Origin of the sequence: Yersinia intermedia (assembly GCF_900635455.1) — a bacterium.
In the GTDB taxonomy this organism is placed as follows: Bacteria; Pseudomonadota; Gammaproteobacteria; order Enterobacterales; family Enterobacteriaceae; genus Yersinia; species Yersinia intermedia.
On sequence record NZ_LR134116.1, the window covers coordinates 983,242 to 1,007,831 of the forward strand.

Below are 24,590 nucleotides of genomic sequence, written 5' to 3' on the forward strand. Positions count from 1 at the left end.
ACAATCAATACATACAGCGACAGTCGGTACAGCTACAAATCAGCCAGCAGGATCTTTGAGCGCCGTTGATAGTTATACAGTTCCTGCTTCTGAATCGGTAAAACCTCTACTTCGGCAGGTGTAAAACCGCGCTCTTGGAACCAGTGAATACTGCGTGTAGTCAGTACAAACAGCTTTTTAAGCCCCATCTGCCGAGCTTGGTCAGCAACGCGCTTTAGTAGCATTTCCCCCCGTGAAGAACTGCGATAATCAGGATGTACCGCCACGCAGGCCATCTCACCTATTTGTTCTTCAGGAAACGGATAGAGCGCTGCACAGGCAATCGTCAAATTATCCCGTTCAATAATCGTGAACTTGTCGATTTCCATTTCAAGCTGTTCCCGTGAACGACGCACCAGAATGCCTTGCTGTTCCAGTGGGCGAATCAATTCAAGTATGCCACCAATATCATTGATGGTAGCGCGGCGCACTTGCTCAGCACTTTCCATAACGATCTGGGTACCGATACCATCACGGGAGAATAGCTCTTGTACCAGTGCGCCATCCTCCTGATAGCTCAGTAAATGGCTCCGGCGTACACCGCTGCGGCAAGCTTTCACCGCGCCACGCAGAAAACGCACTGTACCGGAGTTGTAATCACCCTCTTGTTCCAGATCTTCAATTCGTTTTTGAGCATCATTCGGGAACAGCTCAGAGATAATATTACCTTCACTGTCAGTCACCCCTTGGGATGAGCAGAAACCGATCATCTTTTCTGCTTTTAATTTGATAGCTAACTGTGTGGCAACTTCTTCAGACGTGAGGTTAAAACTCTCACCGGTCACCGATACTGCAACCGGGCCTAATAACACGATTGCGCCATTATCTAATTGACGGTGAATTGCCTCTTCATCGATACGACGAATACGCCCGCTATGACAATAATCCACACCATCATCCACACCCAGCGGCTGAGCAATAATGAAGTTGCCACTGACTACATTAATATGCGCACCTTGTAACGGGGTATTATTGAGACTCATTGATAATCTTGCAGTGATATCCAACTGCAATAGGCCAGCCGCTTGCTTCACCATTTCCAGCGTTCGAGCATCCGTTACCCTGGTATGTTTGTGATAAATAGGTTCGTAATGATGCTGTGCCAAATTGCTGTCGATCTGTGGGCGCGCACCGTATACCACGACCAACCTGATCCCGAGGCTATGCAACAAACCTATATCGTTAACGATATTAGCGAAGTTCTCATGCTCAATCGCCTCGCCACCCAACATGACAACGAATGTCTTGCCACGGTGCGCGTTGATATAGGGAACTGAGTGGCGAAATCCCTGGACCAGTTCAGTACTACGTTCCTTCACGGCAGACCCTCTTTGAATTTTTATTCGATATTTTTGTATTTTTATTCTTTTTTGACCAAGATGGCAAGCACCAAATCACTATCAAATGCATATCTATGGTGTATCTGTATTAATAAATTGAATAACATAAAAAATGTTTTTCTAATGACAGCGTGGGATTGATTCGTTAAAGTTTTTGCACATAATTTTTTTTGTGCGTTTTTTATTCATATTTTGGTAGTTACTTTGGAGTTACATGGCAGATTCAAATCATAATCCTGGGCGTCGCCGTCTCTTGCAAGGTGCTGCTAGTGCCTGGATGCTGAGTGTCAGCCGAGTTGGATTTGCTGCTTCCTCACAAATTATTGCAGTCCGGGTTTGGCCCTCGTCAACCTATACCCGGGTCACGTTGGAGTCCAATACTCCGCTGAAGTATCGCCAATTCGCCCTTACCAATCCTGATCGTATTGTGGTTGATATTGAAGGTGTCCATTTAAATAGCGTCCTGAAACAGATAACTAATCAGGTTCAGTCTGGTGATCCTTATCTGAAGCAGGTCCGAGTAGGGCAGTTTGATAAAAATACTGTCCGGTTGGTTTTGGAGCTGAAGCAGAGCATCAGCCCCCAGTTATTTACTCTAAAGCCCTTTGCTGAATTTCGAAATCGTTTAGTGGTGGATTTATATCCCACTCAAGGCAGCACCTCCGCTGAGGACGACCCATTATTGGCATTATTGGAAGATTATAATAAAGGCGACGTGGAGCGTAATTTACCCGCAGAGACACCAAAAGCAGGTAAAGCAGGGCGTGATAGGCCGATAGTTATCATGCTGGACCCGGGTCATGGCGGGGAAGATCCCGGTGCTATTGGTCGAAATAAAACCCGTGAAAAAGACATCGTGCTACAAATTGCCCGTCGGTTACGGGCGTTGATTCAGAAAGAATCCAATATGCGGGTATTTATGACCCGTAATGAAGATGTCTTTATCCCATTGAAAGTACGGGTGGCGAAGGCCCGTAAATTGCGAGCAGATTTATTTATTTCAATTCATGCGGATGCATTTACCAGTCAGGCAGCCAGAGGTTCCTCAGTTTTTGCGCTATCAACCAAGGGTGCAACCAGTACCGCCGCGCGTTTCCTGGCCCAGACACAGAATGAGGCCGACCAGATTGGTGGTGTCAGCAAGAGTGGTGATCGCTATCTGGACCATACCATGATTGATTTGCTACAAACGGCGACAATCAATGACAGCCTGAAGTTTGGCAAAGAAGTGCTGAATCGTATGGGGAAAGTTAATAAGCTGCATAAGAACCGTGTCGATCAGGCGGGGTTCGCCGTATTGAAAGCACCGGATATTCCTTCAATTCTGGTTGAAACCGCGTTTATCAGTAATCTGGAAGAGGAGCGCAAGTTACGTACCAGCCATTTTCAGCAGCAAGTTGCAGAATCTATTTTTGCTGGCATCAAAGCATATTTTGCTAATGGTGGAGCGATGGCACGGTTGTAATTGGGCGTGGTATAGATAGGGGCGGGGGCAGTATAGCCCTTGCTCAAGGCCATTTTTTATTGAACGGTAGAAACAAAAAAACACCCTTAAGGGTGTCTGATGTTGATATGAAAATGATTAAGAATTGGTTGCGGGGGCCGGATTTGAACCGACGACCTTCGGGTTATGAGCCCGACGAGCTACCAGGCTGCTCCACCCCGCGTCCGTCTTAATTCTATTTTCTATCTTACTATTGCTTTTTATTACTTAACAGTGTAATTGGTTGCGGGGGCCGGATTTGAACCGACGACCTTCGGGTTATGAGCCCGACGAGCTACCAGGCTGCTCCACCCCGCGTCCGTCACTACACTCTTTATTTACTTCCAACTGCTATTCTTACTTAATTCGTCTTAACTTTCAAGACTATCGAACGACATTTGATACTGCTGGTAGACAGTATCGGTTGGTTGCGGGGGCCGGATTTGAACCGACGACCTTCGGGTTATGAGCCCGACGAGCTACCAGGCTGCTCCACCCCGCGTCCGATTGAGCGCACTATACTCTGGATGAGATCTGTTGCAAGTAGTTTTGCCACTTAATTAGGGTAAATAGGTTTTTTCGATTAATTTATCAACTATCTGTTTTCTTTTTCCCCATAACGGGGCAGGGGATTTTTTTCCACCTGCTGATTCCTTTATCTATAGGCGTTTGTTATCGTTCGCGGGTAGATAAAATGAGTAAGAGAAGGCGTGAAATGACAAGTCGTTGGGGCAAATACCTACTAAGTGGAATAATGATCGCTGTTCTGGCGGGGTGCCAATCGCGGCCAACCGATCGTGGGCAGCAATATAAGGATGGGCGTCTGGAGCAATCACTGGAACTGGTGAATGAACCAAACGCGACAGGTAAGCCAGTTAACGCAAAAGATTTCTCTGATCAGGTGAAAGTGATTAATCAATCCTCACCGGGTCTCTATAACCGCAATAGTAATACATTCAATGCGGTAGAAAACTGGATGTTGGCAGGGGCCGATACCAGTAAGTTAAGTTTGTTTGGTTTGAATGCCTATCAGATGGAAGGCGTAGATAATTTCGGTAACGTACAATTTACGGGCTACTACACTCCAGTGCTCCAGGCCCGCTATACGCCACAAGGTGAATTCCGCCACCCACTTTATCGGATGCCTGCTAAAGGAAAGCGCCGTTTACCTGATCGCGCTGCTATATATGCAGGAGCATTGGATAACCGTAATTTAGTTATCGCCTATACCAACTCGCTGGTAGATAACTTTATGATGGAAGTGCAGGGCAGCGGCTATGTTGATTATGGCGATGGGCGACCACTGACCTTCTTCGGCTATGCAGGTAAGAATGGTCATGCTTACCGCAGTATTGGCAAAGTGCTGATTGATCGTGGTGAAGTAGCGAAAGCAGACATGTCGATGCAAGCCATCCGCCACTGGGCTGAAACTCATAGTGAAGCTGAGGTCAGAGAGCTTTTTGAGCAGAATCCGTCCTTTGTGTTCTTTAAACCAGAAATGTACGCGCCAGTGAAAGGGGCCAGTGCGGTTCCCTTGATTGCCAAAGCGTCAGTTGCGTCTGATCGTTCCTTGATTCCACCAGGCACCACATTATTAGCTGAAGTGCCTTTGCTGGATAATCAGGGGAAATTCACCGGTCAATATCAGATGCGCTTGATGGTGGCATTGGATGTTGGTGGTGCAATTAAAGGTCAGCATTTTGATATCTATCAGGGCATTGGCCATGAAGCTGGGCAGGCTGCTGGGTTCTACAATCATTATGGTCGGGTTTGGGTACTGAAAAATGCCCAAAGTAGCGGGCCGCTGGTTACCGCTTATCAAGGTAATAAAACAGTAGCGTCAGCCGGTAATGGTTCATCATTATTGGTGAGTAATAAGGGTCAGTAATCTTCCTTATTACCTGCAATTGCCGGTATACGCTAGGTTTCACTCTTTATCAGGCGGCCAATTGGCCGCTTTTGTCTTCATATAATCGATATTATTAACGTCATTTCGAAGCAATTAAGGTAATACATTGATGAACACAGCCTTTTCCGAAGCTTACCAACAGCGGTTTGGTGGCATAGCACGTCTATATGGCCAACAGGCGTTGGAACTGTTTTCGCAGGCTCATGTCTGTGTCATTGGTATCGGCGGTGTCGGCTCATGGGCGGCGGAAGCGCTGGCACGCACTGGTATCGGTGCGATTACGTTGATTGATATGGATGATGTTTGTGTTACCAATACCAATCGCCAGATCCATGCCTTACGGCACAAGGTCGGGCAAGCTAAAACGGAAGTGATGGCGGAACGTATTTTGGCTATCAATCCTGAATGTCGCGTGACGTGTATTGATGATTTTATTACTGCGGATAATGTTGCGGAGCTTTTAAATAACAATTTCAGCTATGTCATTGATGCAATTGATAGTGTGCGCCCTAAGGCTGCACTACTGTCCTATTGTCGCCGCTATAAAATCCCCGTCGTCACCACCGGTGGTGCAGGTGGGCAGATCGATCCAACACGTATTGAGGTCGTTGATCTGGCAAAAACCATTCAGGATCCGCTGGCGGCCAAGTTACGTGAAAGGTTGAAAAGTGATTTTAATGTGGTGAAAAACAGTAAAGGTAAGCTGGGGATTGACTGTGTTTTTTCCAGCGAACCATTGGTTTATCCGCAGGTTGATGGATCGGTCTGTGCCTCGCGCAGTACGGCAGAAGGGCCAAAAAAAATGGATTGTACTTCAGGCTTTGGCTCGGCAACCATGGTTACCGCTACATTTGGTTTTGTCGCGGTGTCCCATGCATTGAAGAAAATGATGGCGAAAGCTGCCCGTCAGGCGAAATAACGCTTACGCTACATATTGGGCTGCGATAGCTTTCACGCCTTGCGCCAGCGCCTGTAAACCACTGGCGCGTGAGGTGCTTAGCTGCTGGCGTAGCCCTAACTGCTCAAACAGCGCCAATGGGTCTTCTGCTAATACCTGTTGTGGGGTTTTACCTTCCACCGCAGTCAGAATAACGGCCAGTAACCCACGAACAATGCGGCCTTCACTGTCACCATAAAAGTGTAAACTGCCATCTGGCAGGCGCTGATGCCCCAGCCAAACTCGATTTTCACATCCTGTTAGCTCCAGTTCATTCTGTTTTAGTGGTTCCGGTAATGACGGGAGCTGTTTTGCCAGCAAAATCAACTGACGATAACGATCTTCCCACTGTTTATGAACGCTGAATGTCTCCAGCAGGTTAGTGGCGGTAATATCGTGACCAAAAGGGTGTGGGGCAATCATCATCTTCTCAATTAGACCGGCAGTAATTGGGCGAAATTATCATTTGTTAGTCCCTAATCTTGCAATAGTTCCAGAGCCTTAGCTATCGCGCTACACAATATATCAACATCGTTCTCGGTATTGTAAGGTGCAAATGATGCGCGCAGGCTGCCCTTCACCCCTAATGCGGCCATGAGTGGTTGTGCGCAATGTTGCCCGGCACGTAGTGCGATGCCTTGTTCGGCCAATAACGTCACTAAATCGCTATGGTGCACACCATCGAACGTAAATGCCAATAAACTGGATTGCTGGCAACGGAAGCTGCGAAAACCCGGTAATTTAGCCAGCTTATTCTCTGCCAATGTCGCTAAATTTTGGCTATAGGCTTCTGCTTCTGCCAGATCAATATGTTCGAGCCAACTAAGAACGGCAGAGAAACCAATGACACCAGCAATATTCGGCGTACCGGCTTCAAAGCGGTATGGCACCTCATGAGACGTAAATCCATCAAAGGATGCATGAGTGAGCATTTTACCACCGCCCTGCCAGGCGGGCATCTTATCGAGTAATTCAGACTTCCCGTACAGCACGCCTATGCCGGTCGGTCCATAGAGCTTGTGGGCTGAGAAAGCATAAAAATCAATATCTAGCGCTTGAACGTCTGCCGGGTTATGCACGACACCCTGTGCACCATCCACCATCACTACGCAGTTATATTGATGGGCAAGTTCGATTGCCTCAGCTAAGTCAGGACTACCACCCGTGATGTTAGACATCTGCCCCAGCGCCAATATGCGCGTTTTATCATTAAGCAAATACGGTAATTGCTGTAGGTCGGGTAGATGATCAGCCCCAATGGGCAATTTAACCACTCTGGCCCCTGTCTGCTCTGCAACCATAAGCCAGGGGATTAAGTTGGCATGATGTTCAGCTTCACTGACAATAATTTCATCCCCTGTTTGCAGGCGAGGGCGGGCATAACTTTGTGCGACCAAATTAATGGCTTCGGTAGTGCCTCTGGTCCAAATAATATTGTCTGCCGTTGGCGCATTGATAAAGTCGGCTACTTGTTGGCGGGTTTCTTCAAAACGAACTGTCAATGACAATGCTGATTGATGTTGGCTGCGGTGCACTGTTGCGGAGTCTTGCTGATAAAACTGTTGTGTCGCCTCAATCATCGCGTGGGGCTTCAGAGCCGTTGCCGCACTGTCCAGATAGGTTATTTCATCACTAATAGCCGGGAATTCCTGACGAAAATCCGTGGGATTAAAAGCCTTCATACCGTTATTCTCATTTTTTGGGTTACTTCGGAACTGTCTCATTTTGGCTCGTTTTGTTCATAATTCGTCCGCTAATGACCTGGTTCGGTGGAAATATGTCATAAGAGGGTTATGCTGAATAGTAACGGACATAACCATTTGTCTGGTAATGGAAATGAGTTTTTCAGCATTTTAATCTGCAAGGAGTCACCCATGAAAAAGACAGTTGCCGTAATTTCTGCACTGATGCTCACTTTTACCTTAGCTGCCTGTTCAAGCAACTATGTTATGCATACTAATGATGGTCGCACTATCGTTGCTGATGGTAAACCTAAAGTAGATGATGACACTGGGATGATAAGTTACACCGATGCCAACGGCACCGAGCTACAAATTAACCGTTCAGAAGTAAAAGAGATGGCTGAGGGCAAGTAGTTTAGCGCTAAGTCGCGGTTCAAAAGATGCCTGATACAGCGGTGAAACCCTCTGCAACAACTTAAATTTAAGCTCTGACTACGTGCAATGCAAAGTCGCGTTTACATTTAAGCGCTGAAAGTAGGGTAAAAAAAAGCACCGCTAAAATAGCGGTGCTGCATAAAATCACTATGGACAGACAGGGTAAATGTACAGGAAGTGAAAAAAAACAGTAGCTTAGCTACTATGTCTGGACTACCAGACCATTTGCAAACACAACATCACAACCACAAAGCCAAAAGCAATTCAGTACCTGGATACTAAATCTACTTTTCGTTCCGGCTTGGGAAGTGCCGCCACTATAGGTATTTGCTGGCGCATCATCAACGGACAATTTATAATGTCTCGGATTATAAAAACTAATAAGTAAACAAAGGGTTTCATCTAAGGATGAGCCGTTATAAAAAAGTATCCAATTCATGTCAAAACGATTACCACCCCTGAACGCCTTGCGGGTTTTCGATGCGGCCGCACGCCACTTGAGTTTTACTAAAGCTGCTGATGAATTATTTGTCACGCAAGCGGCAGTTAGCCACCAGATAAAGTCTCTGGAGGATTTTCTCGGACTAAAATTGTTCCGCCGCCGTAACCGCTCGTTGTTACTGACTGAAGAGGGGCAGAGCTACTATCTCGATATCAAAGAGATTTTTACCTCCATCAATGAAGCAACTCGTAAATTACAGGCGCGTAGCGCGAAAGGTGCACTAACAGTAAGTCTCCCTCCTAGCTTTGCTATTCAATGGCTGGTCCCTCGTCTATCTGGATTTAATGCGGCTTATCCGGGGATCGATGTCAGGATTCAGGCGGTAGATCGGGAGGAGGACAAACTCGCTGATGACGTTGATGTGGCGATTTTTTATGGTCGCGGCAATTGGACCGGTTTGCGTACTGAACGTTTGTATGCCGAATTCTTACTTCCTGTTTGTGCTCCTACTATATTAACGGGTGAGCATGGATTAAAAGTACCGGCAGATCTGGCTAATCATACGTTGTTGCATGATACTTCCCGCCGGGATTGGATGGCCTATACCCGTCAACTGGGTGTTCCTCAGATTAATGTGCAACAAGGCCCGATATTCAGCCACAGTGCGATGGTGGTTCAGGCTGCCGTTCACGGCCAAGGTATTGCGCTGGTGAATAATGTCATGGCTCAGTCAGAGATTGAAGCAGGGCGGTTGGTGTGCCCGTTTAATGATGTTTTGGTGAGTAAAAATGCTTTTTATCTGGTTTGTCATGACAGTCAGGCAGAACTAGGTAAAATAGCCGCCTTTCGTCAGTGGATATTGGCAAGAGCCGCCAGCGAACAAGAAAAGTTACGCTTTCGCTATGAGAACTGATCAATCACCGTATCTGCGTAGTAATGACAACCCATTCACGATGGTAACCCACTACGATAAAATGGGTTATTGTCGGGCGATATAACGACATACCCACGTCATTGGAATCGCAGCTAGCATTTCTGCAACTTCGAGTACAAAGGGTATAACTCTATCTAATTTAAGGTAAATGACGATGAATGGTCGTTTAATGCTGATATTTGCCGCGCTGAGCGGTTTTTTCTATGTCGCTTTCGGTGCCTTTGGTGCCCATGTATTGAGTGCCTCACTGGGGCTGAATGAGATGGCCTGGATTCGTACTGGGCTGGAGTACCAAGGGTTCCATACGCTGGTGATTCTGGTGTTAGCTGTTGCGATGCAACGGCAAGTAAGTATTTGGTTTTACTGGAGTGGTGCCTTGTTAGCGCTCGGAACGCTACTCTTTAGCGGCAGTTTATACTGCCTGGCTCTATCGCACCTGAAACTGTGGGTATATATCACGCCAATCGGCGGCGTATGTTTTCTGGCGGGATGGATTTTGATGTTGATTGGCGCGCTGCGTCTAAGAAAAAGGGCAGAACGCCATGAATAATAAAATTGCTTTATATTGCCGCTCTGGTTTTGAAAAAGAGTGTGCGGCCGAAATTACCGCGAAAGCGGCAGAGCTCGAAATCTTTGGTTTCGCCCGAGTAAAAGATAACAGCGGCTATGTGCTGTTTGAGTGCTACCAGTTGGAAGATGCTGATCGCTTGATTCGTGAAGTGCCTTTTCGTGAGTTGATTTTTGCTCGCCAGATGATGGTGGTGGGCGAGTTATTAAAAGATTTGCCACCAGAAGACCGTGTCTCACCGATTGTTGGGATGTTGGTCGGTGTTATTGAAAAAGCCGGTGAATTGCGTGTTGAAGTTCCTGATACCAATGAAAGCAAAGAGTTGCTTAAGTTTTGCCGTAAATTAACGGTACCTTTGCGCAGTGCATTGCGTGAACAAAAAATTCTTTCTGCCCGTGAAAACGCTCATCGTCCAGTGGTACACGTGTTCTTTATCGCGTCTGGCTGCTGTTATGTTGGCTATTCCTATAGCAATAATAACTCACCATTCTATATGGGGATCCCTCGTCTCAAATTCCCTTCTGATGCGCCAAGCCGTTCAACATTAAAACTGGAAGAAGCGTTCCATGTGTTTATCCCTGCGGATGAATGGGAAGAGCGTTTGGCCAGCGGTATGCATGCAGTCGATCTTGGGGCTTGCCCCGGTGGCTGGACCTATCAATTAGTGCAACGCAGTATGATGGTTCAGGCTATTGATAACGGTGCGATGGCGCAAAGCCTGATGGATACCGGGCAGGTAACCCATCACCGCGTCGATGGATTTAAATATGAGCCAACGCGTAGCAATATTTACTGGTTAGTGTGCGATATGATTGAGAAGCCAGCTAAGGTGACGCAACTTATTATCAAGTGGCTGGTAAACGGGTGGTGCCGTGAGGCAATTTTTAACCTGAAATTGCCGATGAAAAAACGTTTTGAAATCGTTTTGGAAAATATAGAAATGATGGATGAACAGTTGAAAGAAAACGGTATCAATGCCCATATTCAAGCTAAACAGCTCTACCACGATCGTGAAGAAGTTACGGTACACGTGCGTCGTATCTGGTCTGGTGTGCCGGGGCGTCGGGATGAGCGCCAATAGCTATATCTTTGGTACTTGAAGCCTCAGTAGCTTAGTGGTGGCTCCAATTACTTGAGTATGAGTATCGCGTTATGTTCAAGGGGCCGCTCGGCCCCTTGATATTAAGGTAACCGAAGCTGCTGTAAGTTACCGTTTAATGGCAAATCGGTTCTCAGCGTGGCGATTTGCTTACAGATAAATGCCATATCTTGGTGTTGCTGCAATTTCTTCCGCCATTTCTCCGGCACTGACTCCAGGTCTTGATAAAGCGCCTCAAGGTTGCTGGCATGCTGCAATAGCAGTGCGGCAGTTTTGGCTCCTATCCCCGCGACGCCTGGAATTTTACTGCTACTGATGCCAGCAAGCCCCCAATAATCAGGCAGTTGGTGTGGTAATACACCAAATTCTTGTTTTACAAATGGCATATCCAGCCAGCGCTTTTGGAAATAATCGCGAATCTGTACATTTGGTGCTAACAGTTGGCAGTAACCTTTGTCAGTGGAAACTATCGTCACTTGATGGCCCGCTCCGCCTATTTTCGTTGCCAAAGTTGCCGCCAGATCATCGGCTTCATTGCCAGGAGAGTGCCAGCAAGCGACCCCCAGTGAAGTAAATGCTTCACGGATCTGCGGCATTTCTTGTTGCAGGTTATCCGGCATGGGTGAGCGGCCTGCTTTGTAATCAGGCAGGCGTTGATGACGCCAACTATCAGAACGGTCATCCTCATCAAACACGGCGACCGCGTGAGTAGGCTGGCTGTGCTGAATCAGTTGTTGCAGCGCATGCTGGCAGGCATTAATGCAAGGTGAACCCTGTACGGCATGGATGCGACGAATCAGATTAAGTGCATCGACAATCAGAAGATGGATTTGCATAGCCTGTCTTATATAGTCATTAAGCCAGATTAGTGTCGGGCAGCCACACGGCTAAGTGCTGGCGCTGCCCGGTGAGGTGTTATTTAAGGCTTAACTGCAAATTTCATAGCAAGGCGTATAAGCGGTGCCAGGCAGTTTCATTCGATGCTGTGCAATAAAGCCTTGCAGCAAGCTATCCATTTGTTTCATCAATTGTGGATCACCATGCAACTTATAAGGCCCATAGGCTTCAATGGCATGAATTCCCACTTCTTTTACGTTACCCGCGACGATACCTGAGAACGCGCGGCGTAGGGCTGCGGCCAGTTCTTCCGGTGGCTGGTTGTGAGACAGATTGAGATTGGCCATATTCTCATGGCTCGGCTCAAACGGGCGCTGTAAATCTGGTTTGATACGGATAGACCAGTTGAAGCTATAAGCATCCCCCGTATTACGGCGGTTCTCTTTCACCAGTGGCATCGCTTTTTTCATTTGGCGGGCGACTTCAGCCGGGTCATCGATAATGATCTGGTAGTATTTGCGCGCACCATCACCCAGGGTGTTCATGATGAACTCATCCACCACACGGAAATAATCTGCGCTCTCTTTTGGCCCAGTTAAGATCAGCGGCAGTACCTGCTCGTTGTTTTCTGGATCCATTAATATGCCTAGCAGATAGAGTAATTCCTCTGCTGTCCCCACACCGCCTGGGAAAATAATGATGCCATGCGCGATACGAACGAACGCTTCAAGCCGTTTCTCAATATCTGGCATGATAATCAATTCATTGACCAGCGGATTAGGTGGCTCTGCCGCAATGATGGAAGGCTCAGTCATACCAATAAAACGGCCATTTCTGTAACGTTGCTGGGCATGGCCAACGGCGGCACCTTTCATAGGCGCTTCCATTGCTCCTGGCCCACAGCCAGTGCAAATATTTAACTCTCGTAAACCCAGTTGGCTCCCTACTTTGCGGGCATACAAGTATTCAGTTTCATTGATTGAATGGCCGCCCCAGCACACAATCATATTGGGGTCTTCATCAAGATGGAGGGCACGGGCATTTCGTAAAATAGAAAAGACCAGATTGGTCAAATGGCTGGAGCTTTCCATATCCAGATGTTGGAAACGCCCAGCGTTAACGATTTGACCATTTACAAACAAAATATCGCGCAACACCGCAAACAGATTTGCCTGTAATGACCGAATGATTTTACCATCAACAAACGCATGTTCTGGCGGATTTACCAGTTCGAGTTTTACACCACGCTCACGACGCAATACGTTGATATCAAAAGTTTCATAGCGCGATAACAGCTCTTTACTGTTGTCGGTTAGGCTGCCTGAATTGAGAACTGCCAAGGAGCAGTTACGGAATAAACGGTACAGATCACTGCTGGCTGTACGCTTGAGCATATCCACTTCGAGCTGTGATAACAGATCCATTGAGCCGAGTGGGCTGACATGTGTAATCAAAGTTACTCCTTTACACCCCGGAGGGTGGTAGTGTCCGTGTATACCCTTCGTACTTGAAACTGCAAGGGGTTGGCTACGCTCGTTACCCGGCCCATCCTTGTGCCTCGCCTCTGAGAGGACGCGGCGTGCCGCCTACCTGCAACACCAATTACTTTGGGTATATCAGAATGCTGCTTTCTGTTTTGCCGTGGAATATCATAGAGATCTTTAAGTATCTATCTCTGATTTCTCTACTGAAAATAGCGTGAAGATACTGTAATTAACCTTAACGTTGTCCCTCGGTTTTTGCCAATACTAACGCGCGTTGAGCTTAAATGTTGCGCATATGTACGCATATATTTATTGCCGGGCCATACGTCCTGTTGATGGAACAAAATCGGTATTGGAGCGCCACGGGTTGATATCCAGCCCGCCACGGCGGGTATAACGGGCATAGACCGACAGTGTTTCTGGCTGACAAAAACGCATTATGTCGTTGAAGATGCGCTCTACACATTGTTCATGGAATTCATTATGGTGCCGGAAAGAGACCAAATAACGTAGCAGTGATTCTCGGTTAATCTGTGGGCCACTGTAGCTGATTTGTACTGATCCCCAGTCTGGTTGGTGGGTAATCAGGCAGTTGGATTTGAGCAGATGGCTAACCAGGCTCTCTTCTACTCTGTTGGCCGTGGTAGCCCCTTGCAGATAATCGGCGCTAAATTCATAGCTATCGATACGAATATCCTGTTGATCGAGACATTCCCCCAAGAAATCGGCAATGGGTTGATGTGTTATTTCATGCAGTTGGTATAGCGTGACACTGACATCACCCTGAGCGCAGGCGGCCAAATCGCGTTGTAATGTGGCGCGGACACTTTCCCAGTCAGCAAATAGGGTTTGGTTAAAGCTGTTGAGATAGAGCTTAAAGCTTTTGGATTCAATCAGATTAGTGCTATCCGCATTCAGGCTGATTTCACCTACGGCAACCTGCGGTAACCCATTACTGTTTAGCCAAGACAATTCATAGAGCGTCCAGATATCTGCACCATGAAAAGGTAGGCTATCAGGATATAAACCGAGAGGTTCACGGTTCATGCTGCGTGGCACAGCCTGTAGCAAGGTGACGTCATAGTGATCACGATAAGCGGTTGGTTTACCCAGCGTCAGTTCCGCCAGAGCCTTATGGTCTTGATATGAAGACATGCTGTTTCCATGATGAGAGAAAGGTACAATAGCTTTAGTTTATCAATTTATGCCGCGTTTAACTGCATTTCTGAGTGGGGCAGTGACCACTTTGGTGCAGCGCTAGCCGCCGCGATACTGAGAATCGAGAATGGACCAGAACGTTTCAACGGCACTGAATAGCTTTACTCAACGCTATATCGATTTATGGCAGCAGCAGGCCGGGCATCCGCCTGCCAGTGAAGAGCTTTATGGTGTGCCTTCACCTTGTATCGTGGAAACTCAAGATAGTCAGGTATTTTGGTTACCTCAGCCTGCTGTTGCCGATACCACATTGGCCAATATTGAGCGGGCGTTGGAGATTCAGCTTCATCCTGATATTCATGAGTTTTATACCTGCCAATATGCTGGTGACATGATGGCTGATCTAGGTGATAACCGCTTTACGTTGCTACAAGTGTGGAGCGAAGATGATTTTATCCGTTTACAGGAGAATCTAATTGGCCATCTGGTAACGCAGAAAAGGCTGAAACTCTCGCCGACACTGTTTTTGGCGACTACCGAGTCAGAAATGGCGATGGCTTCACTGTGCAATGTCACGGGTAATGTGGTGTTAGAGCAATTTGGTAGTAGCAAACGTACCCTGCTAGCATCAACGCTCATACATTTTCTTGATGCATTGCGCCCTGTATTACCTGAGTAAGCAAGTGGTTATTGTTTATTCTGGTCGAGCCAGTGTGCGAGATCTCTCACACCGGCTGTGAGACATCACTTCTATTATTCGACTGTGAAATTTTTGTACCAAACTTATTTCAATAAAATCATTTTGTTACAAACATTCACTTTTTATATGTAAAAGTATCGTCACCATTATTCTTACAGTACCTTGTCACCTTTTGTTGATTAAGCGATCCTTCTAATCGCTGGATAGGATCTGGCGGAGAAGGACGGTATCAGGATGCTACCACTTCAGGATGAAGAACACAGGGACTGCTTAGGATGAGTGAAGGGACGTTTCAGGATGAAACCAAGGACACCTCCAGGATGGAGATTGAGAGCCGGTTCAGGATGAATGGTGGGTTAGGATAACCTCAGGATTAGCATCGGGATGGTGTAGGAAACTGCGATGGATTGCTGGTTAGGATAACCATACGGAAAAGTTTTCATGGATTGAGCAGGGAGCATCACTTTTAGCGGGATAGCTATGAAACGAATTGAGGGGTACTGGTAAAACAGTACCCCTTTTTTTATGCTTTTTTTGCCTAACAGCCCTCTGTTGGTTAGGGTGCCAGTTTGGGCATCTTCTTCTTCAATGGTATGCTTGGCCGCCGTTGAATCAGCCCGGCGAATGGCTGTTTTTTGGTTGAGAGCATAATCATGAGTACAGAAAATCAGGTGCGTCAGAACTTACGGGATATTGAGCTTGCCATGCGAGCAATTGATCTTTGGCAAATTGTTCCACCACCAGCGACAGCCTTTGAAAGTAACGAACCTTTCAGTATCGATACCATGGATGCTGAACAGTGGCTGCAATGGGTACTGATTCCCCGAATGTATGCATTGTTGGAATCGAATAGCCCACTTCCGGCGCGTTTTGCCATTACGCCATACTTTGAAGAGGCGCTGAGTGGTGATGGTCGGCCAGATTGCACCACACTGCTGGCACAATTACAGCGCCTCGATGATCTGCTGAATAAAGAAAGTAACTAATGCTGGAAATAATTTATCAAGATGAACATATAGTTGCGGTGAATAAACCCGCCGGCTGGCTGGTTCACCGTAGTTGGTTGGACAGTAATGAAACCGTATTTGTGATGCAAACGGTGCGCGACCAGATTGGCCAGCATGTTTATACCGTCCACCGCCTGGATCGTCCAACATCAGGTGTGCTGTTGATGGCACTATCCAGTGATGTCGCTCGTGCTCTTTCGGCGCAGTTTGAACAGCATCAGATCCAGAAAACATACCATGCAGTCGTTCGTGGCTATGTGCTGGAAGGTGGCACGGTTGATTACGCGATGAGCGAAGAACTGGATAAAATTGCGGATAAACATTCCAAACAAGATAAAGCGCCACAGCCGTCAGTTACCCATTATCAGCCTTTGGCTCAAGTGGAGGTTCCTATTGCTATTGGGCGTTATGACACGGCACGCTTCAGCTTATTGGAACTGAAGCCAGAAACCGGGCGTAAGCACCAGCTACGTCGGCATATGGCACATATACGCCATCCGATCATTGGTGACAGTGCCCACGGTGATTTGCGCCAGAACAGGGGTATTGCCCAACACTTTGGCTGCCCACGGCTCATGTTGCACGCCAGCCATTTACAACTGAATCATCCAGTCACCGGTGAGGTGCTTTCATTTACGGTGCGCTGGGATGAATCCTGGCAAGGATTGATGTCACACTTTGGTTGGTTAGGTATTACCCCTCATCTTGAAAGGGTTGAGTTTCCGGTAACCGAAGGTCAGGATAGTGAATAATTTTTCTGGTTAAAAGGGAATGTTTTTTATGGCTCAGGTCGGGATTTTTGTTGGCACTGTTTACGGCAATGCGTTGTTAGTAGCGGAAGAAACTGAAAACATACTGAAAGAGCAGGGGCATGAGGTAACACTGTTTGAAGAGGGTACGTTAGAAGCCTGGCAGTATTATCGTCAACATTATGCGCTGGTTATCACCTCTACTACCGGACAAGGTGACTTCCCTGACAGCATAGCAGCACTGTTCGTCGCGGTTCGTGATCAGGTTGGGTTTCAGCCAGAGCTACGTTATGGCGTTATTGCACTAGGTGACAGCAGCTATGATAATTTCTGCGGTGCAGGGCGAGCATTCGATGAGCTGCTGCAAGAGCAAGGTGCGACACGGATCGGCGAAAGGCTGGAAATTGACGCGATGGAGCACCCAGAGCCAGAAGTCATATCAGCACCGTGGGTAGAAAAATGGGGCCGCTTGCTTAAGTAACATAGCTTCTGCTCAATGGCGTATTGTGGCGTGCAGTGTTGTGCCGCCACAATACGTGCTCAGTCAGATTTAGCGGCCGTTGGTCAGCTTTTCCAAATCTGATTCAATTTCTGAAATTTTATTGGCGACAACGCTTTCTAAATGGCGCAAGTCATCCAGGATTTTGCGTTTCAAATCCACTTCAATCTGATCGCGCTTACACAGTTGATCCAACTCATCAATGACGTAACGGAGATTAGGATTGATTTCATTGATTTCTTTGTAACCATGCCCAGCATTATCAGCCACCACGGTTTTGCGTTGGCGCGGATATTTGAATTTCACACTCTTAGCAAGAAACTCGCCTTTATCTTTGCGGAAATAAATTTTCAGAATGTCGTTATTGGCCTCCTGACGCAGGCTATAGCGATCGACATCTTCTGGTTGTGTGATTCCTAAGCTTTTCAGATTGTCATACATAGCGCCACCTTTTTGGTTTTATATTCCACAGTTTATGATTATGACGGTAAATTTCGCCAAAGTATGTGATTGCAGGCGATAACTTCACAAAGCAAAAAAATAGCGGGTGATTAGCCCGCTATGTTCATCTTAGTCGATGGTACGTAATAACTCATTAATACCGACTTTTCCACGGGTTTTCGCGTCAACTTTCTTCACGATAACCGCACAGTAAAGGCTGTAGCTACCGTCTTTCGATGGCAGGTTACCGGAAACAACAACGGACCCGGCCGGAACGCGGCCATAATGGATTTCACCGGTTTCACGATCATAAATACGGGTGCTTTGCCCAATAAATACGCCCATGGAGATAACGGAACCTTCTTCGACGATAACCCCTTCAACCACTTCTGAACGCGCGCCGACAAAGCAGTTATCTTCAATGATGGTTGGATTGGCTTGCAGTGGCTCAAGTACGCCACCAATGCCAACACCACCAGACAAGTGCACATTCTTACCAATTTGTGCGCAAGAACCGACAGTTGCCCAGGTATCGACCATGGTGCCTTCATCAACGAAAGCGCCAATATTCACATAAGAAGGCATCAGTACGGTATTACGGGCGATAAATGCGCCTTTACGTACGGTTGCTGGTGGGACGACACGGAAGCCTTCACGTTGGAAGCGCGCTTCATCGTAACCGGCGAATTTCATTGGCACTTTGTCGTAGTAACGCGTTTCTGCGCCTTCCATGACCTGGTTATCATTGATACGGAAAGACAGCAGTACCGCTTTTTTCAGCCATTGATGGGTAACCCACTGGCCGTCAATCTTTTCTGCAACCCGTAGCGCGCCGGTATCGAGCAGATCAATCACATGGTTAATCGCTTCACGGGTTACGGTATCAACGTTGGCCGGTGTGATATCTGCACGGCGTTCGAAGGCGGTTTCAATAACGTTCTGTAGTTGCTGCATCCTGTTCTTTCCCGATGTTATACCCTTGATATTTGAAGCCACAGCAGTGTTAGCGACCCCGAATCACTGACTTATGTAAGCTCATCGGCGTTCGTTCATTTGCTGCCTTGCTGTGGTTCCAATCACTTTGGGTAGCTAAAATTAATGGCTAAAAAGTTATTTGTATCACAGTTTATCGTTCGGATTGAGGGTATCTGTCAACCGTTGTGCTAATTCGTGGCGGGTTTCAATACTTAAAGCACGGCGATCTTTATCTGCTAATACAAATAAATCCTCCACCCGCTCGCCGATAGTTGTGATACGTGCGCTATGCAGTGATAGCCCTAAATCTGCAAATATCCCGCCCACCCGAGCCAGTAAGCCCGGCTGGTCCAGTGCAATTAGCTCCAGATAAGTACGGCGCTCATTATGGGTTGGCAAGAAATTGGTTTCAGTCGGTACACTAAAATGCCGCAATTTAGGCGATAGCCGCCTGACGCGCGGATGTTGATAATTCGGCTGGGTCATTGCTTGTTCTAAGGCATGACTAATGATGGGATGCCTATCTTGGGCCAGTGGGCTGCCATCTGGCTCCAATACGATAAAAGTATCCATCGCCATACCATCGCGGTTGGTGAAAATCTGTGCGTCATGGACACTCAGATTGCGGCGATCCAGCTCACCGACCACCGCAGCAAACAGTGATGGGCGGTCAGGGCTCCAGATGAATATTTCGGTTCCCCCCCGCGTTGCCTGGTGGCTAACTAACACCAGTGGCTTGGTTGAGTCATGTTCTAATAAGTGGCGGGCATGCCAGGCTAATTGATTGGGTGAATGGCGCAGGAAGTAATCAGCCCGGCAACGGCTCCAGATGCGGTGCAGTGCTTCTTCATCGATATTATCCATCCGCAGCAGCGCCAGAGCTTGTAGCCGGTGATGACGGACACGCTCGCGCAAATCCGGGCTGTTTTGCATACCACGGCGTAACTGTTTCTCTGTGGCGAAATAAAGTTCGCGTAACAGGCTTTGTTTCCAGCTATTCCACAAATTTTCATTGGTGGCACAGATATCAGCCACCGTCAGACTGACTAAATAGCGCAAGCGAGTTTCGCTTTGTACCTCGGCGGAAAATTGCTGAATAACCGCAGGGTCCTGAATATCCCGACGCTGAGCTGTCACTGACATCAATAGATGGCAACGAACTAACCACGCCACAAGTTGAGCTTCACGCGAGTTAAGACCGTGCTGCTCAGCAAATTCCAATACATCGTGAGCGCCCAGTATTGAATGATCGCCCCCTCGCCCTTTGGCAATATCGTGGAACAGCGCTGCTAGCAACAATAATTCAGGCTGAGGCAGGCGTGGGTAAAGCTCGACACAGAGAGGGTGGCGTGGCCGGGTTTTTTCATCGGCAAAACTTTCGAGTTTAAGTAACACTCGAATAGTGTGCTCATCCACGGTATAAGCGTGAAATAGGTCAAACTGCATCTGACCCACAATACTGCCCCATTGCGGCATATAGGCCCACAGCACACTGTGGCGGTGCATTGGTAATAATGCGCGGGAAACCGCACCAGGATGGCGCAAAATGGCCATAAACAGTTTGCGGGCTTCAGGAATGTTGCATAAAGGCTGTTTAAGATGCCGCCGGGCATGGCGCAAGCGGCGTACTGTGGTGGAATAGATGCCTTTGATATCTTGATTGCGTACCATCAGATAGAACATGCGCATAATAGCTTCAGGCTGCTGGACAAACAGGTTCTCATCACGCAGATCGATTAAATTCCCGCGTAACTGAAATTCATCATCCAGTGGACGTGGCTTTTCATTGGTACCCAGTGCCAGTATGGCTTCGTCAAACAGTTGTAACAGCATGTTGTTCAGTTCGCTGACCCGGCGCGTCATACGATAAAAATCTTTCATCATCCGTTCGACCGGTTCATTGCCTTCGCCCTGATATTGCAAAAGCTGAGCCACACTGAGTTGGCGGTCAAACAGCAGGCGGTTATCGTAGCGAGTCAATACCAAATGCAGTGCAAAACGGATGCGCCACAGAAAGCTCTGGCTTTCAATCAACTCATTGCGCTCAGCTTTGGTCAAAAACCCGAAATCAACCATCTCACTTAAGGATGTGGCACCAAAATGGCGGCGGGCGACCCATTGTAGGGTGTGGATGTCCCGTAACCCACCAGGGCTACTTTTGATATCAGGCTCCAGGTTATAACTGGTGCCATGGTAGCGCTTATGTCGTTCTTGTTGCTCGGTGATTTTGGCATGGAAAAATTGCGGAGAAGGCCAGAAACTGTCGCTGAAAATGTGTTTCTGCATCTGTAAAAACAGTGCCACATCACCGCAAATCAAGCGTGACTCAATCATATTCGTGGCGACGGTAAGATCGGCTAATCCTTCCAGCAAACACTCTTCCAGTGTGCGCACGCTGTGGCCGACTTCCAGTTTCAAGTCCCATAGCAAAGTGATCAACTGACCGACGCGCTGCGCAAGTTCATCACTCAGGCGCTGCTTGCTGAGGACTAATACATCAATGTCTGATAAGGGGTGCAGTTCACCACGGCCATAGCCGCCCACGGCAACCAGCGCGGTTTCTGCCACATCATCAAAGCCATAAAATGTCCACAGCCGCCGTAACAGACGGTCAATGTAATCACTGCGTGCAGCAATTAATATCTCGGCACTGATTCCGCCATTGAATGCTTCCGCCAGCCAAAGCTGGAAAGCCTCAAGGCGTTGCTTGAGAATCGGGCAATTAAGTTCACTATCGAGATAAGTGCTCGGTGGTGCGGGCTGCTCAGGAATGACCTTCGGTACCACTGGGGATACAGAGTGCTCGGTGTGATTGTCAGACATATGTTTACCTGATAAATGCGACCTGATCAAAAGACGCAGCCCATAAAAAAGCCGGCGGCTGCCGGCTTGTCATTATTACTCGTGCGTTATGATGTTGGGGATGGTGTCATCCTTTCGCAACGTCATTATTTCGCAGCCGTTATCGGTTACCACAATAGTATGCTCATACTGTGCCGACAAGCTGCGATCTTTAGTTTTTACTGTCCAGCCATCTTTCATGGTACGAATTCGGTAATCCCCTGCGTTGACCATAGGCTCAATGGTGAACGCCATACCCGTTTGCAGGATTACGCCACCGTCGTCTGCATCGTAGTGCAGCACTTGTGGCTCTTCATGGAAACCTTCGCCAATACCGTGACCACAATATTCACGCACCACAGAAAAGTTCTCTGCTTCCACAAATTTCTGGATCTCTTTACCCAGAGTGCGCAGGCGGATACCCGGCTTGACCATTTTGATTGCCAGATACAGGCTCTCTTGAGTAATACGGCACAGGCGCTCACCCAAAATGGTTGGTTTGCCGACGATAAACATTTTTGATGTATCGCCATGGAAACCGTCTTTAATAACAGTCACGTCGATATTGACGATGTCGCCGTCTTTCAACACTTTCTCGTCACTTGGAATACCGTGACAAATTACTTCATTAACGGAGATACAGACCGATTTAGGAAAGCCGTGGTAACCCAGGCAAGCAGAGATAGCCTGTTGGTGGTTGGTGATATGGTCGTGGCAGATACGATCGAGTTCACCGGTGGTTACCCCCGGTTTTACGTGAGGTTCAATGATCTCCAGCACTTCAGCAGCCAAGCGGCCAGCAACGCGCATTTTTTGAATATCTTCAGGTGTTTTTATTGAGATTGCCATGCAAAAGTGTCCGTAGGGGCTGTGAGTACCAACCAGCCGCCGTAATATGAATAAGCAGGTAATAAATATCATATACCCTAAATAATCTGCCGCTAATGGTACCAGCCCAGCAATTTGCTGCCAAACTTTCGTTTGCAGTGACGACACTAAATGCAACAAAAGTTGGTGTGTTGTGGCTGTTTATGGTATAAAGCGCGCCGGCAAACCGCACTATTATGTTGTCGTTTCAAACCCGATTTCGGGGCATGTTATGATGGCAGGTGGCTGTTTAGCTGAGTAATACCAATCGCACTCATATGTGTAAATAACACACACGTGTCGACACATACGCCGGGGTGCCCTAAAGTTTTTGATGATTATCAATTTCTTATGGGGTCGGCGTTATGGGGCACGTGGAGGCATAACCCCAACTGATACTATAGAGGTTTTAATCATGGCAACTGTTTCCATGCGCGACATGCTCCAGGCCGGTGTTCACTTCGGTCACCAGACCCGTTACTGGAACCCGAAAATGAAGCCTTTCATCTTCGGCGCACGTAACAAAGTTCACATCATCAACCTGGAAAAGACCGTACCATTGTTCAACGAAGCTCTGGCTGAATTGAAAAAGATCTCTTCCCGTAAAGGTAAGATCTTGTTCGTTGGTACTAAACGCGCAGCAAGCGAAGCGGTAAAAGACGCTGCCAACAACTGCGACCAGTTCTTCGTGAACCATCGCTGGTTGGGCGGGATGCTGACTAACTGGAAAACTGTTCGTCAGTCCATCAAACGTTTGAAAGATTTGGAAATCCAGTCTCAAGACGGCACCTTTGACAAGCTGACCAAAAAAGAAGCGCTGATGCGTACTCGTGAACTGAACAAGCTGGAAAACAGCCTGGGCGGTATCAAAGACATGGGCGGTTTACCAGACGCTCTGTTTGTTGTTGATGCTGATCACGAACACATCGCTATCAAAGAAGCTAACAACCTGGGTATCCCGGTATTCTCTATCGTTGATACTAACTCCGATCCAGATGGCGTTGACTTCATCATCCCAGGTAACGATGACGCGATCCGTGCAGTTAAACTGTACCTGAACGCCGTTGCTACTGCCGTCACTGAAGGTCGTTCTCAAGATCTGGCCGTTCAAGCGGAAGAAAGCTTCGTAGAAGCTGAATAATAAGTCAGGCTCGTTGGAGCCCTTATTAACCAGGTATTGAAATATGTTGGTTAGGGGGCCTTTTATAGGCCCCCTTTGCGTATCTAATGTGAGATCTTGTTTTCACAAGAGAACCGAGGAAATTTAAATGGTTGCTATTACCGCTGCTTTGGTAAAAGAACTGCGTGAGCGTACTGCCGCAGGCATGATGGAATGTAAAAAGGCGTTGGTTGAAGCTAACGGCGACATCGAGCTTGCCATCGACAATATGCGTAAATCTGGTCAGGCTAAAGCGGCCAAGAAAGCAGGCCGTATCGCTGCTGAAGGCATCATCCTGGCTCAACTTTCAGCCGACGGCAAATTCGGTGTGATTCTGGAACTGAACTGCGAAACTGACTTCGTTGCTAAAGATGCTGGCTTTAAAGCATTTGGCGAAGAAGTTATCAACGCAGCTCTGGCTGACAAAATCACTAATATCGACGTTCTGAAAGCTAAGTTTGAAGAACAACGCGCCAATCTGGTCGCTAAAATCGGCGAGAACATCAACATTCGTCGTATTGCTGCTCTGGAAGGCGATGTTCTGGGTACTTATCTGCACGGCGCTCGTATCGGCGTTATGGTTGCAGCAACTGGCGCTGATGAAGAGCTGGTTAAGCACATTGCTATGCACATTGCTGCAAGCAAACCAGAATATGTTAAGCCAGACGATGTTCCTGCTGAAGTTGTTGCTCGCGAGCACCAAATCCAGTTGGACATTGCTATCGAATCCGGCAAACCACGTGAAATTGCTGAGAAGATGGTTGAAGGCCGTATGCGTAAGTTCACCGGCGAAGTTTCTCTGACTGGTCAGAACTTCGTTATGGACCCAAGCAAAACAGTTGGTGATTTGTTGAAAGAGAACAAAGCTGACGTTACAAACTTCATCCGCTTCGAAGTGGGCGAAGGCATTGAGAAAGTTGAGACTGACTTTGCTGCTGAAGTTGCAGCAATGAGTAAACAGTCTTAATGCTAAAAATGGGGCCGCCAATAGGCGGTTCCATTTTA

The 24,590-nt window shown here is 47.5% G+C and carries 23 protein-coding genes and 3 tRNA genes; 13 read left to right on the forward strand and 13 right to left on the reverse strand.

What is annotated here, in order from left to right; genetic code table 11:
* Window positions 1-32: 32 nt before the first annotated feature.
* Window positions 33-1,358 carry an amino-acid N-acetyltransferase gene (gene argA / locus EL015_RS04520; protein ID WP_032906520.1) on the reverse strand — a complete coding sequence of 442 codons (1,326 nt, stop codon included), beginning with the start codon at window positions 1,356-1,358 and terminating at the stop codon, window positions 33-35.
* A gap of 235 nt (window positions 1,359-1,593) precedes the next feature.
* Here argA and amiC point away from each other — a divergent pair, with 235 nt between their 5' ends.
* Complete coding sequence (gene amiC, locus EL015_RS04525) at window positions 1,594-2,844, forward strand: N-acetylmuramoyl-L-alanine amidase AmiC (RefSeq protein ID WP_005185800.1); 1,251 nt, start codon at window positions 1,594-1,596, stop codon at window positions 2,842-2,844.
* Between the two features lie 125 nt (window positions 2,845-2,969).
* On the opposite strand, the gene EL015_RS04530 is transcribed toward amiC, so the two are convergent.
* The 3 genes from EL015_RS04530 to EL015_RS04540 all read right to left on the reverse strand — a co-directional run bounded on the left by EL015_RS04530 (window position 2,970) and on the right by EL015_RS04540 (window position 3,364).
* Window positions 2,970-3,046 (reverse strand) — tRNA-Met (locus EL015_RS04530).
* Window positions 3,047-3,103: 57 nt separating this feature from the next.
* A tRNA-Met gene (locus EL015_RS04535) sits at window positions 3,104-3,180 on the reverse strand.
* A gap of 107 nt (window positions 3,181-3,287) precedes the next feature.
* Window positions 3,288-3,364: transfer RNA gene (locus tag EL015_RS04540), tRNA-Met, on the reverse strand.
* A 213-nt stretch (window positions 3,365-3,577) separates the two neighbouring features.
* Here EL015_RS04540 and mltA point away from each other — a divergent pair.
* A complete protein-coding gene (gene mltA / locus EL015_RS04545; protein WP_032906519.1) occupies window positions 3,578-4,750 on the forward strand; it encodes a murein transglycosylase A in 1,173 nt (390 codons plus the stop codon).
* 130 nt (window positions 4,751-4,880) lie between these two features.
* Window positions 4,881-5,690: a tRNA cyclic N6-threonylcarbamoyladenosine(37) synthase TcdA gene (gene tcdA, locus EL015_RS04550; protein WP_005185795.1), complete on the forward strand. Its 810-nt coding sequence runs from the start codon at window positions 4,881-4,883 to the stop codon at window positions 5,688-5,690.
* 3 nt (window positions 5,691-5,693) lie between these two features.
* Here the strand turns inward: tcdA and csdE are convergent, their stop codons facing one another.
* Together csdE and csdA are read right to left on the reverse strand one after the other, a co-directional pair.
* On the reverse strand, window positions 5,694-6,134 hold the full coding sequence (gene csdE, locus EL015_RS04555; protein WP_005185791.1) for a cysteine desulfurase sulfur acceptor subunit CsdE: 441 nt from the start codon (window positions 6,132-6,134) through the stop codon (window positions 5,694-5,696).
* 50 nt (window positions 6,135-6,184) lie between these two features.
* Entirely contained in the window at window positions 6,185-7,390 is a 1,206-nt protein-coding gene (gene csdA / locus EL015_RS04560; RefSeq protein ID WP_005185788.1) for a cysteine desulfurase CsdA, read from the reverse strand.
* A 192-nt stretch (window positions 7,391-7,582) separates the two neighbouring features.
* Between csdA and EL015_RS04565 the strand changes: the two genes are divergently transcribed.
* From EL015_RS04565 to rlmM, 4 genes are all read left to right on the forward strand, one after another.
* On the forward strand, window positions 7,583-7,804 hold the full coding sequence (locus tag EL015_RS04565; RefSeq protein ID WP_005185786.1) for a YgdI/YgdR family lipoprotein: 222 nt from the start codon (window positions 7,583-7,585) through the stop codon (window positions 7,802-7,804).
* 458 nt (window positions 7,805-8,262) lie between these two features.
* Window positions 8,263-9,180, forward strand: a complete 918-nt coding sequence (locus EL015_RS04570; RefSeq protein WP_005185784.1) for a transcriptional regulator GcvA — start codon at window positions 8,263-8,265, stop codon at window positions 9,178-9,180.
* A gap of 175 nt (window positions 9,181-9,355) precedes the next feature.
* Window positions 9,356-9,751, forward strand: coding sequence for a DUF423 domain-containing protein (locus EL015_RS04575; protein WP_005185782.1), 396 nt, complete (start codon window positions 9,356-9,358; stop codon window positions 9,749-9,751).
* Entirely contained in the window at window positions 9,744-10,850 is a 1,107-nt protein-coding gene (gene rlmM, locus EL015_RS04580) for a 23S rRNA (cytidine(2498)-2'-O)-methyltransferase RlmM (protein ID WP_032906516.1), read from the forward strand. Before EL015_RS04575 ends, rlmM begins: the two co-directional genes overlap by 8 nt.
* A gap of 101 nt (window positions 10,851-10,951) precedes the next feature.
* Here rlmM and xni read toward each other — a convergent pair whose 3' ends face one another.
* From xni to queF, 3 genes are all read right to left on the reverse strand, one after another.
* The gene (gene xni, locus EL015_RS04585) at window positions 10,952-11,704 is read right to left on the reverse strand and encodes a flap endonuclease Xni (RefSeq protein ID WP_005185779.1); all 753 of its coding nucleotides are present in this window, start codon (window positions 11,702-11,704) and stop codon (window positions 10,952-10,954) included.
* 90 nt (window positions 11,705-11,794) lie between these two features.
* Window positions 11,795-13,159 (reverse strand): nucleotide 5'-monophosphate nucleosidase PpnN, encoded by a 1,365-nt coding sequence (ppnN, locus tag EL015_RS04590; protein WP_032906515.1) that lies wholly within the window; start codon window positions 13,157-13,159, stop codon window positions 11,795-11,797.
* A 339-nt stretch (window positions 13,160-13,498) separates the two neighbouring features.
* Window positions 13,499-14,344, reverse strand: a complete 846-nt coding sequence (gene queF / locus EL015_RS04595) for an NADPH-dependent 7-cyano-7-deazaguanine reductase QueF (protein WP_005185777.1) — start codon at window positions 14,342-14,344, stop codon at window positions 13,499-13,501.
* A gap of 130 nt (window positions 14,345-14,474) precedes the next feature.
* Here queF and syd point away from each other — a divergent pair, with 130 nt between their 5' ends.
* From syd to EL015_RS04615, 4 genes are all read left to right on the forward strand, one after another.
* The gene (gene syd / locus EL015_RS04600; protein ID WP_005185776.1) at window positions 14,475-15,026 is read left to right on the forward strand and encodes a SecY-interacting protein; all 552 of its coding nucleotides are present in this window, start codon (window positions 14,475-14,477) and stop codon (window positions 15,024-15,026) included.
* 674 nt (window positions 15,027-15,700) lie between these two features.
* Window positions 15,701-16,033, forward strand: coding sequence for a YqcC family protein (locus EL015_RS04605; protein WP_032906513.1), 333 nt, complete (start codon window positions 15,701-15,703; stop codon window positions 16,031-16,033).
* Window positions 16,033-16,806, forward strand: coding sequence for a tRNA pseudouridine(65) synthase TruC (gene truC, locus EL015_RS04610; RefSeq protein ID WP_005185775.1), 774 nt, complete (start codon window positions 16,033-16,035; stop codon window positions 16,804-16,806). The genes EL015_RS04605 and truC overlap by 1 nt, the downstream gene beginning before the upstream one ends.
* A 28-nt stretch (window positions 16,807-16,834) precedes the next feature.
* Complete coding sequence (locus tag EL015_RS04615; protein WP_032906512.1) at window positions 16,835-17,284, forward strand: flavodoxin; 450 nt, start codon at window positions 16,835-16,837, stop codon at window positions 17,282-17,284.
* Window positions 17,285-17,353: 69 nt separating this feature from the next.
* Here the strand turns inward: EL015_RS04615 and EL015_RS04620 are convergent, their stop codons facing one another.
* The 4 genes from EL015_RS04620 to map all read right to left on the reverse strand — a co-directional run bounded on the left by EL015_RS04620 (window position 17,354) and on the right by map (window position 22,408).
* On the reverse strand, window positions 17,354-17,743 hold the full coding sequence (locus EL015_RS04620; protein ID WP_005185773.1) for a DUF3461 family protein: 390 nt from the start codon (window positions 17,741-17,743) through the stop codon (window positions 17,354-17,356).
* Between the two features lie 129 nt (window positions 17,744-17,872).
* Window positions 17,873-18,697, reverse strand: coding sequence for a 2,3,4,5-tetrahydropyridine-2,6-dicarboxylate N-succinyltransferase (gene dapD, locus EL015_RS04625; RefSeq protein WP_004391708.1), 825 nt, complete (start codon window positions 18,695-18,697; stop codon window positions 17,873-17,875).
* Window positions 18,698-18,862: 165 nt separating this feature from the next.
* Complete coding sequence (glnD, locus tag EL015_RS04630; RefSeq protein WP_032906510.1) at window positions 18,863-21,541, reverse strand: bifunctional uridylyltransferase/uridylyl-removing protein GlnD; 2,679 nt, start codon at window positions 21,539-21,541, stop codon at window positions 18,863-18,865.
* 75 nt (window positions 21,542-21,616) lie between these two features.
* Window positions 21,617-22,408 carry a type I methionyl aminopeptidase gene (gene map / locus EL015_RS04635; RefSeq protein ID WP_032906509.1) on the reverse strand — a complete coding sequence of 264 codons (792 nt, stop codon included), beginning with the start codon at window positions 22,406-22,408 and terminating at the stop codon, window positions 21,617-21,619.
* Between the two features lie 433 nt (window positions 22,409-22,841).
* On the opposite strand from map, the gene rpsB reads away from it, so the two are divergent.
* Window positions 22,842-23,567, forward strand: coding sequence for a 30S ribosomal protein S2 (gene rpsB / locus EL015_RS04640; protein ID WP_005185764.1), 726 nt, complete (start codon window positions 22,842-22,844; stop codon window positions 23,565-23,567).
* A gap of 127 nt (window positions 23,568-23,694) precedes the next feature.
* Window positions 23,695-24,552 (forward strand): translation elongation factor Ts, encoded by an 858-nt coding sequence (gene tsf / locus EL015_RS04645; RefSeq protein ID WP_005185754.1) that lies wholly within the window; start codon window positions 23,695-23,697, stop codon window positions 24,550-24,552.
* The last annotated feature ends 38 nt before the right edge of the window (window positions 24,553-24,590 follow it).

Bases quoted from the DNA above. Each gene is read 5' to 3' on its own strand.
- mltA (WP_032906519.1), top strand. From the start codon at position 3,578: ATGACAAGTCGTTGGGGCAAATACCTACTAAGTGGAATAATGATCGCT.
- amiC (WP_005185800.1), top strand. From the start codon at position 1,594: ATGGCAGATTCAAATCATAATCCTGGGCGTCGCCGTCTCTTGCAAGGT.
- tsf (WP_005185754.1), top strand. From the start codon at position 23,695: ATGGTTGCTATTACCGCTGCTTTGGTAAAAGAACTGCGTGAGCGTACT.
- EL015_RS04620 (WP_005185773.1), bottom strand. From the start codon at position 17,743: ATGTATGACAATCTGAAAAGCTTAGGAATCACACAACCAGAAGATGTC.
- EL015_RS04565 (WP_005185786.1), top strand. From the start codon at position 7,583: ATGAAAAAGACAGTTGCCGTAATTTCTGCACTGATGCTCACTTTTACC.
- EL015_RS04570 (WP_005185784.1), top strand. From the start codon at position 8,263: ATGTCAAAACGATTACCACCCCTGAACGCCTTGCGGGTTTTCGATGCG.
- rlmM (WP_032906516.1), top strand. From the start codon at position 9,744: ATGAATAATAAAATTGCTTTATATTGCCGCTCTGGTTTTGAAAAAGAG.
- queF (WP_005185777.1), bottom strand. From the start codon at position 14,344: ATGTCTTCATATCAAGACCATAAGGCTCTGGCGGAACTGACGCTGGGT.
- rpsB (WP_005185764.1), top strand. From the start codon at position 22,842: ATGGCAACTGTTTCCATGCGCGACATGCTCCAGGCCGGTGTTCACTTC.
- glnD (WP_032906510.1), bottom strand. From the start codon at position 21,541: ATGTCTGACAATCACACCGAGCACTCTGTATCCCCAGTGGTACCGAAG.
- map (WP_032906509.1), bottom strand. From the start codon at position 22,408: ATGGCAATCTCAATAAAAACACCTGAAGATATTCAAAAAATGCGCGTT.
- xni (WP_005185779.1), bottom strand. From the start codon at position 11,704: ATGCAAATCCATCTTCTGATTGTCGATGCACTTAATCTGATTCGTCGC.
- tcdA (WP_005185795.1), top strand. From the start codon at position 4,881: ATGAACACAGCCTTTTCCGAAGCTTACCAACAGCGGTTTGGTGGCATA.
- EL015_RS04615 (WP_032906512.1), top strand. From the start codon at position 16,835: ATGGCTCAGGTCGGGATTTTTGTTGGCACTGTTTACGGCAATGCGTTG.
- dapD (WP_004391708.1), bottom strand. From the start codon at position 18,697: ATGCAGCAACTACAGAACGTTATTGAAACCGCCTTCGAACGCCGTGCA.
- truC (WP_005185775.1), top strand. From the start codon at position 16,033: ATGCTGGAAATAATTTATCAAGATGAACATATAGTTGCGGTGAATAAA.
- syd (WP_005185776.1), top strand. From the start codon at position 14,475: ATGGACCAGAACGTTTCAACGGCACTGAATAGCTTTACTCAACGCTAT.
- csdA (WP_005185788.1), bottom strand. From the start codon at position 7,390: ATGAAGGCTTTTAATCCCACGGATTTTCGTCAGGAATTCCCGGCTATT.
- csdE (WP_005185791.1), bottom strand. From the start codon at position 6,134: ATGATGATTGCCCCACACCCTTTTGGTCACGATATTACCGCCACTAAC.
- EL015_RS04605 (WP_032906513.1), top strand. From the start codon at position 15,701: ATGAGTACAGAAAATCAGGTGCGTCAGAACTTACGGGATATTGAGCTT.
- EL015_RS04575 (WP_005185782.1), top strand. From the start codon at position 9,356: ATGAATGGTCGTTTAATGCTGATATTTGCCGCGCTGAGCGGTTTTTTC.